Source organism: Stenotrophomonas sp. UBA7606, from assembly GCF_002477705.1.
In the GTDB taxonomy this organism is placed as follows: Bacteria; Pseudomonadota; Gammaproteobacteria; order Xanthomonadales; family Xanthomonadaceae; genus Stenotrophomonas.
This window is the reverse complement of record NZ_DLJW01000090.1, coordinates 1-15,758: the sequence shown is the minus strand read 5'-3', so window position 1 is coordinate 15,758 and position 15,758 is coordinate 1. Positions and strand designations below refer to the sequence as shown.

12 protein-coding genes and 1 riboswitch are annotated in these 15,758 nt (G+C 64.4%); of the genes, 4 read left to right on the top strand and 8 right to left on the bottom strand.

Going from position 1 to position 15,758, the window contains the following annotated elements; genetic code table 11:
- Positions 1 to 390 precede the first annotated feature (390 nt).
- On the bottom strand, positions 391 to 1,389 hold the full coding sequence (locus tag B2527_RS11370; protein WP_293712244.1) for a ribonucleotide-diphosphate reductase subunit beta: 999 nt from the start codon (positions 1,387 to 1,389) through the stop codon (positions 391 to 393).
- 154 nt (positions 1,390 to 1,543) lie between these two features.
- Between B2527_RS11370 and B2527_RS11365 the strand changes: the two genes are divergently transcribed.
- Positions 1,544 to 2,038, top strand: coding sequence for a four helix bundle protein (locus B2527_RS11365; protein ID WP_293712241.1), 495 nt, complete (start codon positions 1,544 to 1,546; stop codon positions 2,036 to 2,038).
- Here the strand turns inward: B2527_RS11365 and B2527_RS11360 are convergent.
- A complete protein-coding gene (locus tag B2527_RS11360) occupies positions 1,972 to 4,281 on the bottom strand; it encodes a ribonucleoside-diphosphate reductase subunit alpha (RefSeq protein WP_293712247.1) in 2,310 nt (769 codons plus the stop codon). The genes B2527_RS11365 and B2527_RS11360 overlap by 67 nt on opposite strands.
- A 271-nt stretch (positions 4,282 to 4,552) precedes the next feature.
- A riboswitch (cobalamin riboswitch) is annotated at positions 4,553 to 4,773 on the bottom strand.
- 274 nt (positions 4,774 to 5,047) lie between these two features.
- Here B2527_RS11360 and B2527_RS11355 point away from each other — a divergent pair.
- Positions 5,048 to 5,857 (top strand): DUF2884 family protein, encoded by an 810-nt coding sequence (locus B2527_RS11355; protein ID WP_293712238.1) that lies wholly within the window; start codon positions 5,048 to 5,050, stop codon positions 5,855 to 5,857.
- A 367-nt stretch (positions 5,858 to 6,224) separates the two neighbouring features.
- Here B2527_RS11355 and B2527_RS11350 read toward each other — a convergent pair whose 3' ends face one another.
- The 3 genes from B2527_RS11350 to B2527_RS11340 all read right to left on the bottom strand — a co-directional run bounded on the left by B2527_RS11350 (position 6,225) and on the right by B2527_RS11340 (position 10,067).
- Complete coding sequence (locus B2527_RS11350; RefSeq protein ID WP_293712235.1) at positions 6,225 to 7,673, bottom strand: VWA domain-containing protein; 1,449 nt, start codon at positions 7,671 to 7,673, stop codon at positions 6,225 to 6,227.
- A gap of 625 nt (positions 7,674 to 8,298) precedes the next feature.
- A complete protein-coding gene (gene zapE, locus B2527_RS11345; RefSeq protein ID WP_293712232.1) occupies positions 8,299 to 9,393 on the bottom strand; it encodes a cell division protein ZapE in 1,095 nt (364 codons plus the stop codon).
- 2 nt (positions 9,394 to 9,395) lie between these two features.
- Positions 9,396 to 10,067: an alpha/beta hydrolase gene (locus B2527_RS11340; RefSeq protein WP_293712229.1), complete on the bottom strand. Its 672-nt coding sequence runs from the start codon at positions 10,065 to 10,067 to the stop codon at positions 9,396 to 9,398.
- A gap of 64 nt (positions 10,068 to 10,131) precedes the next feature.
- On the opposite strand from B2527_RS11340, the gene B2527_RS11335 reads away from it, so the two are divergent.
- A complete protein-coding gene (locus tag B2527_RS11335) occupies positions 10,132 to 10,992 on the top strand; it encodes a DMT family transporter (RefSeq protein WP_293712226.1) in 861 nt (286 codons plus the stop codon).
- 198 nt (positions 10,993 to 11,190) lie between these two features.
- On the opposite strand, the gene B2527_RS11330 is transcribed toward B2527_RS11335, so the two are convergent.
- From B2527_RS11330 to B2527_RS11320, 3 genes are all read right to left on the bottom strand, one after another.
- Positions 11,191 to 12,921: an ExeM/NucH family extracellular endonuclease gene (locus B2527_RS11330; RefSeq protein WP_293712224.1), complete on the bottom strand. Its 1,731-nt coding sequence runs from the start codon at positions 12,919 to 12,921 to the stop codon at positions 11,191 to 11,193.
- 107 nt (positions 12,922 to 13,028) lie between these two features.
- Positions 13,029 to 13,547, bottom strand: a complete 519-nt coding sequence (locus tag B2527_RS11325; protein ID WP_293712223.1) for a c-type cytochrome — start codon at positions 13,545 to 13,547, stop codon at positions 13,029 to 13,031.
- Positions 13,548 to 13,680: 133 nt separating this feature from the next.
- Positions 13,681 to 14,298: a TetR/AcrR family transcriptional regulator gene (locus tag B2527_RS11320; protein ID WP_293712221.1), complete on the bottom strand. Its 618-nt coding sequence runs from the start codon at positions 14,296 to 14,298 to the stop codon at positions 13,681 to 13,683.
- 143 nt (positions 14,299 to 14,441) lie between these two features.
- Here B2527_RS11320 and B2527_RS11315 point away from each other — a divergent pair, with 143 nt between their 5' ends.
- On the top strand, positions 14,442 to 15,605 hold the full coding sequence (locus B2527_RS11315) for an isovaleryl-CoA dehydrogenase (protein ID WP_293712219.1): 1,164 nt from the start codon (positions 14,442 to 14,444) through the stop codon (positions 15,603 to 15,605).
- Positions 15,606 to 15,758: the final 153 nt, after the last annotated feature.

The following is a 15,758-nucleotide window of genomic DNA, read 5'->3' as shown; positions in this document are numbered from 1 at the left end:
CTGGCAGACACAAGCGGCGTGAGCCGCGAAGCTGATGAAGCCTCAGAAGCCTGCAAAGCATCCCTTCCCACCCCTCCCCTTCGCCTTCGGTGAAAGGGAGGGAGCCAAGCACCCTTTCCAGCGCTTGGCGCAAGCGAGGAAAGCAAGCGCAGCCGCTCTGCTCCCTCCCTTCGGCGCAGCCGAGGGGAGGGCTGGGGAGGGGTGCCTTTGCTGTTGCTGTTCCGTGCGGTTCCTGCAAAAAAGCGGCAATCGAGCGCTACGTGTAGAGCCCAAAGCACCCCTCCCCAACCCTCCCCTGCGCTTCGCGCAGGGGAGGGAGACAAGCGCGTTCCCTTCACCTGCGGTGAAAGGGAGGAAGCCAAGCGCGCTTCGCGCAAGGGAGAGCGTCGATCAGAACGCCATGTCGAACGCCACTTCACCCTGCACGCCGACCTGGTAGGCCGAGGCGCGGCGCTCGAAGAAGTTGGTCAGTTCCTGCACGTCCTGCAATTCCATGAACGGCAGCGGGTTGCGCACGTTGTACTTCTTGGCCATGCCCAGTTTCAGGAAGTGGTTGTCGGCGCAATGCTGCAGGTACTGGCGCATGTCGCGGGTGGAAATGCCAGCCACGCCACCGGACAGCACGTCCTCGGCAAACTGCACTTCGCAATCGATGGCCTCTTCCAGCATCTGGTAGACCTCCTGCTCCATCTTCGCGTCGAACAGGTCGGGTTCTTCGGCGCGGATCTTGCGTACGCACTCGAAGGCGAACTCCATGTGGCAGCTCTCGTCGCGGAACACCCAGTTGGTGCCCGAGGCCAGGCCCGGCAGCAGGCCGCGCGAACGGAAGTAGTACACGTAGGCAAACGCAGCAAAGAAGAACAGGCCCTCGATGCAGGCGGCAAAGCAGATCTGGTTGAGCAGGAACTGGCGGCGGTCCTCGCGGGTTTCCAGGCGCTTGGTTTCCTGCAGCGAGTCGATCCACTTGAAGCAGAAATCGGCCTTCTTCTTGATCGAGTCGATGTTCTCAACCGCGGCAAACGCCTTGAAGCGTTCTTCCGGATCCGGCAGGTAGTTGTCCAGCAGGGTCAGGTAGAACTGCACGTGCAGCGCTTCTTCGTACAGCTGGCGCGACAGGTACATGCGCGCTTCCGGAGCGTTGAGATGCTGGTACAGGTTCAGCACCAGGTTGTTCGACACGATCGAGTCACCGGTGGCAAAGAATGCAACAAGGCGGTGGATCAGGTGCTGATCGGCTGGCGACATCTTCTGGTGCAGGTCGGTGATGTCGATCTGGAAATTGATCTCCTCCACCGTCCAGGTGTTCTTGATCGCGTTGCGGTACATCTCATAGAAGTCCGGGTAACGCATCGGACGCAGGGTCAGCTCGAAACCAGGGTCCAGGAGCATCGGGCGCCGCCCTTGCACAGGAGTGAGTGAAGAGGAGTGAGAAGTGAGAGTAGCGGCCTGATCGATATCGGCTGACGAAGACATTTGGATTTTCCTTATTGGCTTTCTTTGTCCAGAGGAGAAATTGAGTAGGCATTCATCTTCTGGAGGGGAAATGCATTACCGGCAAACCATCATCTGGCAAGAAACGATGCATCTGACGTTGGCGATATACCGGCTGGCACCACTGCTGCCGCGCGAGGAGGTCTACGGCATGCGTAGCCAGCTCACGCGGGCCGCCACCTCGGTACCGGCCAATATCGCCGAAGGTTGGACCCGTGAATCCAGCGCAGAGAAAGCACACTTCCTTGCCATCGCACACGGATCACTGGCTGAACTCGAAACTCTTTTGACCTTATGTGAACAGATCGACTGGTTTCCAGCTGAGCAGACTGCAGCACCCCGCAGCCTGATCAATGAAGCCAGCCCATGCTTACGACCCTGCGGAGGAGGAGAAGGAGCGAGAAGTGAGAAAAATAACGAGAGAATGCAGCGCTTGCTTTGCTCCCTCTCACTCCTCACTCCTCCTGACTCACTCCCGCTTTACTGGCATGCCTCGCAGGCTTCCGGGTTTTCCAGCGAGCAGGCCACGGCTTCCACCGGGGTGTAGCTGCTGACCGTGGTCTTGGCGATCTTGGTGGCCGGACGCGAACGCAGGTAATAGGTGGTCTTGATGCCCTTCTTCCACGCGTACATGTACATGGACGACATCGCACCGATGTTCGGGCTTTCCATGAACAGATTGAGCGAGGCCGACTGGTCGATGTAGGCACCGCGGTCGGCGGCCATGTCGATCAGCGAGCGCATCGGCAGTTCCCAGGCGGTGCGGTAGATATGCCGCAGGGTTTCCGGGATCTGCGGCAGGTTCTGGATGGAACCATCGGCCAGCTTGATCGCATCGCGCATTTCCGCCGTCCACAGGCCCAGCTGCTTCAGCTCGGCCACCAGGTGGCGGTTGATCTGCAGGAAGTCGCCGGACAGCGTCTCGCGCTTGAACAGGTTGGACACCTGCGGCTCGACGCACTCGTAGCAACCGGCGATGGAAGCGATGGTGGCGGTCGGTGCGATCGCGATGATCAGCGAGTTGCGCAGGCCGTGCTGCTTGATGCGCTCACGCAGGGCGTCCCAGCGCGCGGTGTCTTCCGGCACCACGTTCCAGGCGTCGAACTGCAGCTCGCCGTGGGCAGCGCGGGTGTCGTTGAACGAGGGGTGCTTGCCACGTTCCTGGGCCAGCTCGCAGGACACTTCCAGGGCGTGGAAGTAGATGGTCTCGGCGATCTTGGCCGACAGCGCGCGGGCCGGTTCCGAATCAAACGCCAGGCGCTTGCGGAAGAACACGTCCTGCAGGCCCATGCAGCCCAGGCCAACCGGGCGCCAGCGCAGGTTGCCGCGGCGGGCGGTTTCAATCGGGTAGAAGTTCAGGTCGATCACGCGGTCGAGCTGGCGCACGGCCAGGCGCACGGTCTCGGCCAGCTTCTCGAAATCGAAGTCGCCGTGTTCGTCGATGTGGTTGCCCAGGTTGATCGAACCCAGGTTGCAGACCGCGGTCTCGTCGTTGGAGGTGATCTCCAGGATCTCGGTGCACAGGTTGGACAGGTGGATCACGTTGCCGGCGCGCAGGGTCTGGTTGCTGGCCAGGTTGCACTTGTCCTTGAACGTCATCCATCCATTGCCGGTCTCGGCCAGGGTGCGCATCATCCGCGAGTACAGCTTGCGGGCGGACACGCTCTTGCGGGCCTTGCCCTGGGTTTCGGCCTGCACGTAGGCCTGCTCGAACGCCGGGCCGTACAGGTCGGTGAGCTCGGGCACCACGCGCGGGTCGAACAGCGACCATTCCTGGTCGGCCTCCACGCGCTGCATGAACAGGTCCGGCACCCAGTTGGCCAGGTTGAGGTTGTGGGTACGGCGCGAATCGTCACCGGCGTTGTCGCGCAGCTCGAGGAAGTCCTCGATGTCGGCGTGCCAGGTTTCCAGGTAGACGCAGGCCGCGCCCTTGCGCTTGCCGCCCTGGTTGACCGCTGCCACCGACGAATCCAGCGTCTTCAGCCACGGCACGATGCCGTTGGAGTGGCCGTTGGTGGACTTGATCAGCGAGCCACGCGAACGCACGCGGGTATAGCTGACGCCGATGCCGCCGCTGAACTTGGACAGCTGGGCGATGTCGGCATAGCGGTCGTAGATGGATTCCAGCGAATCCTGCGGCGAGTCCAGCAGGAAGCACGAGGACAGCTGCTCGTGGCTGGTGCCGGCGTTGAACAGGGTCGGGCTGGACGGCAGGTAGTCCAGGCTGCCCAGGCGCTGGTACAGCGCCAATGCCTCAGGCACGTCCTCGCTCAGCGCGCTGGCAATGCGCAGGAAGAACTGCTGCGGGGTCTCGATGACCTTGCGCGTATGCGGATGCCGCAGCAGGTAGCGGTCATACATGGTGCGCAGGCCGAAGTAATCGAAGTTCAGGTCGTAGCCTGGGTCGATCGCATCATTGAGCTTGCGTGCATTGACCTGCACGAAGTTCAGCAGGCGGTCGTTGATCAGGCCCACTTCGTGGCCACGGCCGACCGACTGCGAGAACGCATGGATTTCCTGGCCGGAGACTTCCTTGGCGATGAAGTTGGCCAGCAGGCGCGCGGCCAGGCGGCCGTACTCGGGCTCTTCGCCGATCAGCAGGGCGGCGGTACGGATCGACAGCTCGTCCAGTTCCTGGGTGCTGGCGCCGTTGTACAGGCCGGAGATGGTGCGTGTGGCCACCCGCATCGGGTCCACCGCGTGCAGGCCTTCGCAGCAACGCTGGATGGCTCGGACAATCTTGTTGAGGTCTACCGGCTCGGTGCTGCCATTGCGCTTGGTCACGCTCATGGCGGTGGCGGTCGGCGGCGGGGTCAGTTCAAAACCGGCTTCAGCCGGAGCGACGTCAGTATGAGTGGCAGTCACGACGATGGTGTCCTTGCAAACGTTATGCACGCAGCTCCTGCCCGCGCAGGAAGCAGAGCCGGTACGGAGCAGCGAGCATGGAAGGACGGCGTCGCAGCAGCCGCGACTGCCCGCGACCCACGGGTCGGCAGCAGTACGGCACCACGTCACCAGCCGTCTTCCCCTCGAAGACACCGCAGCCGGCACCACGCGGTGTGCATCGCGTGGCTGTCGGCAGGTCTTCGGACTCATGGGCAGGAAGGCACAGGCCTTCTTCCTACTCCGCCGCTTCCCAAGGCTGGCTGCCTCAGTGCTGTGTGGCGGGGTCGTTCCCAATTACCGCTGCGGGGCAGTGCCGGAATGGCCTTGAAGGCGTCACCGGCTTCCCTTTCAATCCGACGGGAGCAACCCGCCAGAACCGACGGAGCACAAGATAGTGGGGGTCCATGACAGGGTCAACACCAAATCTAGTAAATGTCCGCCAAGCCTTGGGGCACAAGGCCTAGACCGGAACTGTCCGGATATTGCAGGCCGGAACTGTCCGAAACGACTGCGCAGTCAAGTAGGCCAGCGCAATTTTCTTGGGCAGTGACAGTTGTTCAGATGGGGTGAAAAGCCGGATGTTCCGCAGTACGTGACTTCCGGCCTGGGCCAGGCGGTACCCCCAGCCATGAAGCTAGCACCGGACTCAAGGACGACACGAGCACAGCCCATGCGCGCAACTACCCTTACCGCAGCCCTGCTGGCCCTGTTGCCGATGGCCGGCCAAGCGGCCAACACCAACCCGCAACGCTTGTCAGCCGACCAGTGCGGCATCGAAACCGACTACGACGTTCTGGTTGATGGCGGCGGCATCTGGTTGCACCGCGACACCGCCAGCTTGCGGGAAATCGTCTTCCATGATGGTCAGCTGAGCGTGGATGGGAGGCTGCAGGATGTTTCCGTGGATGACGCGCAGCGCTTGCGTGCGCTGGAGGCCGGGGTACGCCAGCTGATGCCAGCGGTGACTGGCATCGCCACCGAATCGGTAGGTATCAGCTTCGACACGCTGGACGCGGTCTACGAAGGCCTTACCGGCCACGCCAACTCGCGCAAGGTCCGCAAGCTGCGAAAAGAGGCCGAGCGCTTTGTCGACCAGACCATAGGCCGCGGCCGCTGGGAGCAGGACCTGTTCAACGAGGGGTTCGAAGCCCGCGTGCAGGATGCCGCCCAGAGCCTGAGTGGCTCCATCGCCCGCAGCATCCTGTGGTCCGTGTTTACCGGCGGCGGGGACAAGCTCGATGCACGCGCTGACCAACTCGATGAGGAACTGGACAAGCGCCTGGAAGCCCGCGCGGTTGCCCTGGAGCAGCACGCGCGCTCGTTATGCACGCAGGTGCAGGCATTGGACCGCCTGCAATCGGCACTGGAGTTTCGTTTCCAGGGCCAGCCACTGCAGATGATGCGGGTGAGCAGCGATACCACGACGATGGCAGCAAGCGATGACCGCCAGGACGACAGCATTCCGCTGCCAGCCAAGTGAAGACGCGCCTTTGTACCGAGCCATGCTCGGCAGGGGCATTACCGCAAAAGCCTCTGTGTAGTGCCGAGCCATGCTCGGCAGGGGGGGCTTTACCGCGAAAGCCTCTGTGTAGTGCCGAGCCATGCTCGGCAGGGGCATTACCGCGAAAGCCTCTGTGTAATGCCGAGCCATGCTCGGCAGGGGGCATTACCGCGAAACCCTCTGTGTAGTGCCGAGCCATGCTCGGCAGGGGGCATTACCGCGAAAGCCTCTGCCGAGCATGGCTCGGCATTACAGGGCCAGGCGGCGTAAGCCGGCAATGCCTGAAGATCGAAAGCTACCCCTCCCCAACCCTCCCCTTGCCTGCGGCAAAGGGAGGGAGCACAGATCAGCCCTTCGGCAGTTGCGCCAGCTCCTCGCGCACCAGCTTCACCACCAGCTTGTCCAGGGTGTCCACCGAATAGTTCTCCACCTCGTGCACGGTCTCGCTGCCGGGGCCGCTGGATGGGTCGCTGGCGTCCTTGTAAGTAAGGAAGATGAAGCGCCCGCCGGTGTACTGGGCAATCTGCCGCTGCGCGATCTCACCGGTGGTGTCCTGGCCAGAGGCCGCCACGCTCAGCACCTTGATGCCCTTGCCCAGCGTCGCCAGCATGGTCTGGTCGTAACGCGGCTGCGGGTAGTCCATATGCGGCGGCGCATCGGCCAGCGATACCAGCAGGCGCGTGGTCGAGGCACCGCGCCAGCTCATCGCCTGCACCGCATGGTCGAAGGCCTCGTTCATTGCTTCGGGGTAATCACCGCCGCCATCGGCGCGCACCCCATCGAGCACCTTCTGGAAGCCCGCAACGTTGTTGCTCAGGTCCCAGCCGCGCACGAAATATTCATCGCCGCGGTCGCGGTAGGTCACCAGCCCCAGGCAGATGTCCGGGTTGGACGGCAGCTGGGCGATGTCACGGACAATGCCCTGCAGCGAGCCGCGCAGCTTGTCGATCTCGTCGCCCATCGAACCGGTGGCATCAACCATGAACACCAGGTCGAGCCTGGCGCGCGTCGGCAGCGGTGCGTCGGCCACCGCCACCCTCAACACGTTTTTCTGGCCACGCTGCAGAACCGAGGTCACCGTCTGGCCGGCACGCCGCACCTGCACCTGGTAGCTGTCCGAGTCGCGATCATCAAACGCATTGGGATGCAGCCACACCTGGCCGCCGGCATCGGTACGCGCCCACATCCGTGCGCCATTGCGTGCAGTCATTGCCACTTCCGCATCCGGCACCGGCCGGCCCTGTGCATCCACTACCTGCAGACGCTGGCGCACGCTGACATCGCGGCCAAGGCTATTGGCCTCTTCATGGCGCTGCAGGAACTGCCGGAAGCCGTTGAAATCGGCATTGTCATCGACCACACCTGCGGTCACCGGTGCCTGCTGCTGACGTACATGCCCACTGACCGCGTCAGTCGCCATCGACGATTCCGCGGCAGCGTCAGCACTGACCGCCACTGGCGGCGGCGCCGCAGGCGACGGCATCGGCGCCATCATCTTCGCCGTTGCGCTTGCACCACTCCCGCGACGCAGACGCAGCTCGCCGCTGTGCTGCTGTAGCCTGGGGCTGGGATCGGCAACCTCGCGCAGCATGGGTGTGTCGCTGCAGACCATGGCACTGGGTGCCTGGAAGTTGGGCTGGGTCTGGCGCGTACGTTGCAAGGCCGGCGCCTTGAGATCACTCGTATCCGCCGCTACCGGGAACGGCGTGTGACGAACCGCTGCGGCGGCAGGCAAGCCGATCAGCAGTGTCACCGCCGCAGCCAACGCCATGCTGCGGACCACCGGCCTGTTCATACCCTTTGCACTCGCCATGCTTGCTGCTCCCATGCGGGCCGCGTGATGCGGCGTACGGGGATAGGAACGGATGGGGATGGGGAGTGGGGTTAACGCCCCTCCCTTTGGCCTCCGACCAAGGGGAGGGTTGGGGAGGGGTTGGCTTTTGATCTTCGGCTTTACCGACAACGCTGCTGTAGTGCCGAGCCATGCTCGGCAGAGGCTTTGCCGGGAATGCCCCTTGCCGAGCATGGCTCGGCACTACATTGGTGTTGCTGGGGAATGCCCCTTGCCGAGCATGGCTCGGCACTGCATTGGTATTGCTGGGAATGCCCTTTGCCGAGCATGGCTCGGCACTACATTGGTGTTGCTGGGAATGCCCTTTGCCGTGCATGGCTCGGCACTACATTGGTGTTGCTGGGAATGCCCTTGCCGAGCATGGCTCGGCACTGCATTGGTGTTGCTGGGAATGCCTTTGCCGTGCATGGCTCGGCACTACATTGGTATTGCCGGGAATGCCCCTTGCCGAGCATGGCTCGGCACTACATTGGTGTTGCTGGGAATGCCCTTTGCCGAGCATGGCTCGGCACTACATTGATATGCCGGGAATGCCCTTGCCGAGCATGGCTCGGCACTACAGGAGGCGTCAGTGGCGATGTGCGGTGCCCAGGTATTCGGCGCTCTGCATCTCGATCAGGCGGCTGGCGGTACGCTCGAACGCGCCGGCCAGGCGGGTGCCGCTGTACAGCAGCGGCGGGGCGTCCTGCGCCGTGCAGACCAGGTTGACCTGGCGGTCGTACAGCTCGTCGATCAGGTTGACGAAGCGGCGGGCGGCATCTTCGTTCATGCGGTCGAAATGCGGAATGCCGCCGAGCAGCACGGTGGTGAATTCACGCGCGATCTCGATGTAGTCCGACGGGCCGCGCGGGCCTTCGCACAGGGCGGCGAAATCAAACCAGGCGATGCTCTTGCCGCGACCGCGCACCGGGATCTTGCGGCCTTCGATCTGGATATTGCCGCCACGTGCCTGCTCGGCACCGCTCAGCTCCTTCCAACGCCCCGCCAACCACGCATCACTTTCGGCATCGAGCGGCGCGCGGTAGACCGGCGAGCGGGTCAGCGCACGCATGCGGTAGTCCTCGGTGCCCTCGGCATACAGCTCGACACAATGCTTCTGCAGCAGCGCGATCGCCGGCAGGAAGCTCTCGCGCTGCAGGCCATTGAGGTAGAGATTCTCCACTGCGGTGTTGGATGTGGTCACCAGGGTCACACCCTCCGCGAACAAACGCTCCAGCAGGCGCCCCAGCAGCATCGCATCGCCAATGTCGGTGACGAAGAACTCGTCCAGCACCAGCACGCGCAGATTGTCGCGCCACTGCTGGGCGATCCTCGCCAACGGGTCGCTCTGGCCCTGGTGCTCATGCAACTGCTCGTGGATGCCGCGCATGAAGCGGTGGAAGTGGGTGCGGTACTTCTGCTCGATCGGCAGGCCGTCGTAGAACAGGTCGACCAGGAAGGTCTTGCCACGGCCCACGCCGCCCCAGAAATACAGGCCCTTGACCGGCTCGGGCTTTTTCCAGAACGCCGACAGCCGGTCCAGCCAGCCATCCTGCGCGCTGTCGACGATGGCTTCATGGATACGATCCAGCTCGGCCAGCGCGGCATGCTGGGCAACATCGTCACGCCAGTCGCCGCGGGCCACACCGGCGGCGTAGCGTTGTGAGGGGGTCATTGCATCCATGCTCAGTTGCTGCCGTCAGGCAGCCAGCGCCGCACTTCATGCTGGATGGCGCCGCGCAGATCAATCAGCTTGCGATGGAAAAAATGCGAGGTGTCGGGCATGCGCACCAACTGCGGCGGGTTCGGCAGTGATTCCAGCCACTGGTAGACGCCCTGGGCATCCACCACTTCATCGGCATCGCCCTGCACCACCAGCCAGTTGGCTGGCGGCTGCACTTCGGAGAAATCCCAGGTGCGGCGGCCAACCGGCGGCGCGATCGAGATCAGCGCCTGCGGCTGCAGGGCCGCCGCTGCACGCAGCGAGACATAGGCACCAAAGCTGAAACCGGCCAGCCACAATGCGCAGTCCGGGCGCTGGCTGCGCACCCAGTTGGCTACCGCGCGCAGGTCATCGGCTTCGCCCTCGCCATTGTCGTAGGTGCCGGCCGAGCCACCCACGCTGCGGAAGTTGAAGCGCACCGTAGTAATGCCCAGGTCGCGCAGCGCACGCGAGGCCATGGTCACCACCTTGTTGTGCATGCTGCCACCCTCGATGGACAGCGGGTGGCAGATGACCGCGATGATGGGGCGCGCCGTAGCGTCGCCATCGGGCAGGTCGACACCGATTTCCAGCGGCCCGACCGGGCCATCCAGGGTCAGTGTCGCCGATTCGTGGGGGAATGGGGGCGTTTGCATGTGTCCATAATACCGGCCCCGTCCCGTGGCTTCACCGCCCCCTCCGCAGACAGTCCTTTCCACCATGCATTTCCTCATCCTCAGCGTGATCTGCAGCGTCCTGGTATCGGTGCTGCTGAAGCTGGCCCCGCGCCGTGGCGTGGACATCGCCCAGGCGGTGACCTGGAACTACCTGGCCGCCAGCGTGCTGTCGCTGGTGCTGCTCAAGCCCTCGCTGGCGTCACTGCAGAGCGGGCATACGCCCTGGCTGGCACTGCTTGGCCTGGCCGTCGCCCTGCCCGGCATCTTCCTGGTGCTGGCGCGGGCGGTGGAAGGGGCTGGCATTGTCCGCAGCGACGTCGCCCAGCGGCTGTCCTTGCTGTTGTCGCTGGCCGCGGCGTTCCTGCTGTTCGGCGAACAGGCCAACGGCTGGAAGCTGGCCGGCCTGGGCCTGGGCGTGCTGGCCATCGTCGGTGTGAGCGCGCGCAGCGGTGACGATGCGCCCGCTGCGGGCAAAGGTTGGGGCTGGCTGCTGGGGGTATGGGTGGGCTTTGCCTTGATCGACATCCTGCTCAAGCAGGTGGCTGCCGCCGGTACCCCCTCCACTGCGGCCCTGCTGGTGAGTTTTGGCATCGCCTTCGTGCTGATGCTTGTGTGGCAGCTGCAGCGGCATTTCAGTGGCAGCAGCCGGCTGACGCTGGGCAATCTGGGCTTTGGCCTGCTGCTGGGGCTGCTCAACTTCGGCAACATTCTGTTTTACGTGCGCGCACACCAGGCACTGCCGCACAGCCCGGCGACGATTTTTGCCGGAATGAACATCGGCGTGGTGTGCCTGGGCGCGCTGGTCGGTGTATTGGTGTTCGGCGAGAAGACCAGCGTGTGGAACCGTGTTGGCCTGGCGCTGGCGGTGGTGGCGATCGGCTTGATTGCGCGCGGGACGCTTTAGAGACAGGAGTGAGTGAAGAGGAGTGAGGAGTGAGATACAAGCTGCTGCCCTCATTGCTCCGGCTCAGGCTTGCGCTGACGGTGCGCGGGAGTTTCGGGTTATGAACGGATGGAAGGGAGCGAGAAGTGAGAGACAGGCAGAAAGCGAGCAGCTCGCTGCTTTTCTCACTCCTCACTCCTCTTCACTCACTCCTGGCCCTCAGGGCTCAAACCCCAGCAACAACGGATCATGGTCCGAGCTGCGCCACGGGCCCGGCACGTTACGGCCCTGGTAGCCCACCTCATCGCCCTCATCGGCATTGATGTGCCATTCGGCCGCGCCCTTCAGCCGCGCCGCCATGCCCGGGCTCAGCAGGGCATGATCGAGGCGGCCTGTCAGGCCGTTGTAGACGTAGCTATAGGGCTGCTGCACGCCGGCCACCTTGAACGCGTCCTGCCAGCCATGAGCGTTCAGGGTGCGGATCGGGTCTTCCATCGCATAGGCGTTGAAGTCGCCCAGCAGCACCGCGTCGCGGCTGCCACTGCCGGTGGGATCACCCTGCAACCAGCTGTGCAGCAGCCTGGCCGATTCCACCCGGGTGGCGTTCCAGCAGCCCTGGCCATCGCCACGATCAGCATCGGCACCGCCGGCTTCCGAGCAGCCCTTGGACTTGAAGTGATTGGCCACCACCACGAACGGCGTGCCCTTGCGGCCCATGCGGAAGGCCTGCGCCAGCGGCACGCGGCTGCGCTCGCCAAACGGCTCTTGTTCCAGCACCGCCGGCTTGCCAACCGTGCTCACTTTTGACGCACGGTAGATGATGCCCACCCGGATCGGGTTGTCGCCCGGGCCCTTGCCGGCATCGACAAAACGCCAGTCGCCACCCTTGCCCTGCGCGGCGTTGAGTGCGCGCACCAGCTGGTCGATCGCCGAGCCCGGGCCATAGCCGTCGTTTTCCAGCTCCATCAGTGCCGCCACATCGGCATCGAGGCTGCCGATGGTGGTGACCAGCTTGGCCTGCTGCGCCGCCTGCTGCTCGGCGGTCTTGGCGCCGCGCAGGGTCGGATAGCCGCCGCCCTTGCCATCGCCATTGAAGTAGTTCTCCAGGTTGAACGCGGCAATGCGCAGGCCGCCTGCCACCTCCGGCGGCTGCTGCGGACGCTGCGCATCCACCTGCAACGGCGCGGTCAGCTGCAGGCGGTAGCCACCGTCATAGCGCTGGTCGACGATGCCCTGCACGTCACGCAATGCAGCGCCACTGCGCAGCAGCTGGTCGGCGCCCAGATAGGACACACTGCCCGGCTCGCGCTTGCCGCTGGCATCGTCCAGGCGCAGGCGACGGCGATCATTGTCGGCGATCACCGCGGCCTGCTCGGGGCTGCCGGCGGCGGCCACTTCACTGGGCTGCCACAGACGGCCGCCGAAGGCGGCGGTCAGCTCGCCATGGCGCGTGAGCTGGTCCTGGCCGGCCAGGGTCAGCCCGCTCGGGATACGCACCTGCATGCCTTCCAGCGCCTCCCAGCTGGCCGGCACGGCGTTGACTACCACGGGCGCAGGCGCGGGCCTGGCGGCAATTGGGCTGACGGTCTGCGCCTGCAGCGTGGTCAGGCCCTGCCCGCTCTTGCCGGCGGCCAGTTCCTGCACGGTGCCGGTGATGCGCAGCCATTGCCCGGCCTGCACCTGCTGGTCTGTCGGCAATTGCACGAACAAGGCGTCGGAGGTGGCATCGTTGCCATCACCGGCATCCTGCACATAGATGCCGCCCAGGCCTTCGCGCATGTCGGCGGTCACCACCGCTTCGATGGTCACGGTCCTGCCTTCGTAAGGACTGCGATCAGCCGTGCCCTGCACGCTGCCGACCGGCAACACGACGGGCTTGGAGGGGGCCGCCCAGGCGGCGCCGGAACCGGCGGCCAGGGCCAGGGCAAGCAGGGAAGGGGTACAGCGCATGGACGCACTCCGGGGAAGACGGAAACAGAAGCGCCGCCCTGCTCGGGCGGCGCCGGTTATTTTGCAGCAATCTGGCTACCGGCCAGTTGCAGGAGTCTGGCGGCTTCCTATTTCAGATTGTCCAGCATCCAGTCCACCGCTGCGTGGATCTGCTCCTCGCTGAGCCCGGCGTTGCCACCCTTGGGCGGCATGATGCCGCCATCCGGGCCGGTGTAGCCCTCGATGGCGTGCTTGTAGAGGGTGTCCTTGCCCTGCGCCAGCCGGCCATCCCAATGCGCGTGGTCAAGGGTCGGCGCGTTGCCAACGCCACTGGTATGGCAGGCAGTGCACAGGTTGTCGAAGATGGTCTTGCCATCCAGGGTGCCGCCGTAAGCGCCGCTGGCGGCCGCTGCTGCAGCGGCGGCGGCGGCCGCGGCGGCCTGCGCCGAGGCACCGGTGGCACCGGCATAGACCGCACCGATGGGCGCGATGCGCTGCTCGATGCGTTTGGTCGCCGTCGGCGACACTTCCTTGGGAATGGCGTGCTGCAGGTAGGACGCGAAGATGATCAAGCCAACCGTGATGACGGCCAGGATGGCGATCACGATCGAAAAGCGTTTCAGGAACTCAAGGTCGTAATTCCGCACGTCTCATCACCCCAGGCGAGTAGTCGGTGGACCGCTTTGCTCGGCGAGTATAGACCAGCGTTGGGCTGCTCCCGCAATGCCTGTTGCCCTGCCTTGATGTGCGGCATTGCACCATCGGGCGGGCGCGCGGAACTCAGGCCGGTACCGGCGCACCGGCCGCACGCAGACACAACGCACTGATCGCGGTGACCAGATGTTCGCCGTCGCGCAGGCCATCGCGGCTGGGCGCGGTAGGCCCCACCAGCGCCTCGGTGAAGGCGCCGACGATGCAGGCCGCACTGATATCCAGATCCTGCGCCGGCAGTTCGCCCGCGCATAGGCCGTCTTCCAGGATGCGCTTGAACACATCACCGAACAGCCGCCGGCAACGGATACGCTCGGCCTCCACTTCCGGGTCCACCGGCTCGGCGATGAAGGCATAGGCCAGGCCAGGGCCGGCCATGGCGCGGCGCACGAACGAGGCCACTGCCCGTTGCAGGCGCTCAGGCGCCGGCAGCGGCTGGGCGGCAATCGCGGCCAGGATCTCCAACTCATGTTCGACGGCCAAGGTCAGCACCTCCACGAACAGCTCGGCCTTGGATGGAAAGTGCCGGTAGATCAGCCCGGTAGACACCCCCGCCTCGGCCGCCACGGCGGTGATCGGGGCATTGCGATAGCCGCCGGCGGCGACCAGCCGACGGGCCGCCATCAGGATCCGCTCGCGGTTGCCCGCCAGCCGTTTTTCCATCAATTCCGAACGCTTGTAAGCCATTTGCTGATTCTATGTTCAATTTTTGAATTTGTATTCACTTTTTCCACGGGAGCCGCTAGGCTGCGCGCAAACGCCCGTGCCGACGGCCTGCCCGTCACCCCAACCCGGTGCGCCCTTACCGCCCTGCCGTACCGGAGCCAGCCATGCACATCCCAACCCTCAACTTTGATCTGGGCGACGACATCGACATGCTGCGCGAGAGCGTGACGCAGTTCGCCGCCGCGCACATCGCGCCGCTGGCCGCCGAGGCCGACGCCGGCAACCACTTCCCCAACCAGCTCTGGCGCCAGCTGGGCGAACAGGGCCTGCTGGGCATGACCGTGGAAGAAGAATACGGCGGCAGCGGTATGGGCTACCTGGCGCATGTGGTGGCGATGGAGGAAATCTCGCGCGCTTCCGGCGGCATCGGCCTGTCCTATGGCGCGCATTCCAACCTGTGCCTCAACCAGCTGCGCAAGAACGCCAGCGAAGCACAGAAGCACAAATACCTGCCCAAGCTGTGCAGCGGCGAACATGTCGGTGCTTTGGCGATGAGCGAGCCCGGTGCCGGTTCGGACGTGGTATCGATGAAGCTGCGCGCCGAGCTGCGTGGCAACCACTACGTGCTCAACGGCAACAAGATGTGGATCACCAATGGTCCCGATGCCGATGTGCTGGTGGTCTACGCCAAGACCGACCCGGACGCCGGTTCGCGCGGCATCACCGCCTTCATCATCGAGAAGGGCATGAAGGGTTTCTCCACCGCGCAGAAGCTGGACAAGCTGGGCATGCGCTCGTCCAACACCTGCGAGCTGGTGTTCCAGGACTGCGAAGTGCCGGTCGAGAACGTGCTGGGTGCAGTCGGTGGTGGGGTCAAGGTGCTGATGTCCGGTCTGGACTACGAACGCGTGGTGTTGTCAGGCGGTCCGCTGGGCCTGATGTCGGCGGCGCTGGATGTGGTGCTGCCCTACGTGCATGAGCGCAAGCAGTTCGGCGAAGCGATCGGCAGCTTCCAGCTGATCCAGGCCAAGCTGGCCGACATGTATGTCGGCCTCAATGCCTGCCGTGCCTATGTGTATGCGGTGGCCAAGGCCTGCGACCAGGGCCGTACCACCCGCCAGGACGCGGCCGGCGCCATCCTGTATTCGGCCGAGAAGGCGACCTGGGCAGCGGGTGAAGCGATCCAGATCCTCGGCGGCAATGGCTATATCAACGAGTACCCGGCCGGGCGCTTGTGGCGCGATGCCAAGTTGTATGAGATTGGTGCGGGTACTTCGGAAATCCGCCGCATGTTGATTGGGCGCGAGTTGTTCCAGAAGACCGCATGAATGACGCAAAGCAGAATCAAAGCGGAATAGAACCCCCTCTCCCGCCTGCGGGAGAGGGGTTGGGGTGAGGGGAAGCTCCTGGCAAGCAGACCCAATGCTTTAAAAGCTCCCCCTCATCCGCCCCTGCGGGGCACCTTCTCCCGCAGGCGGGAG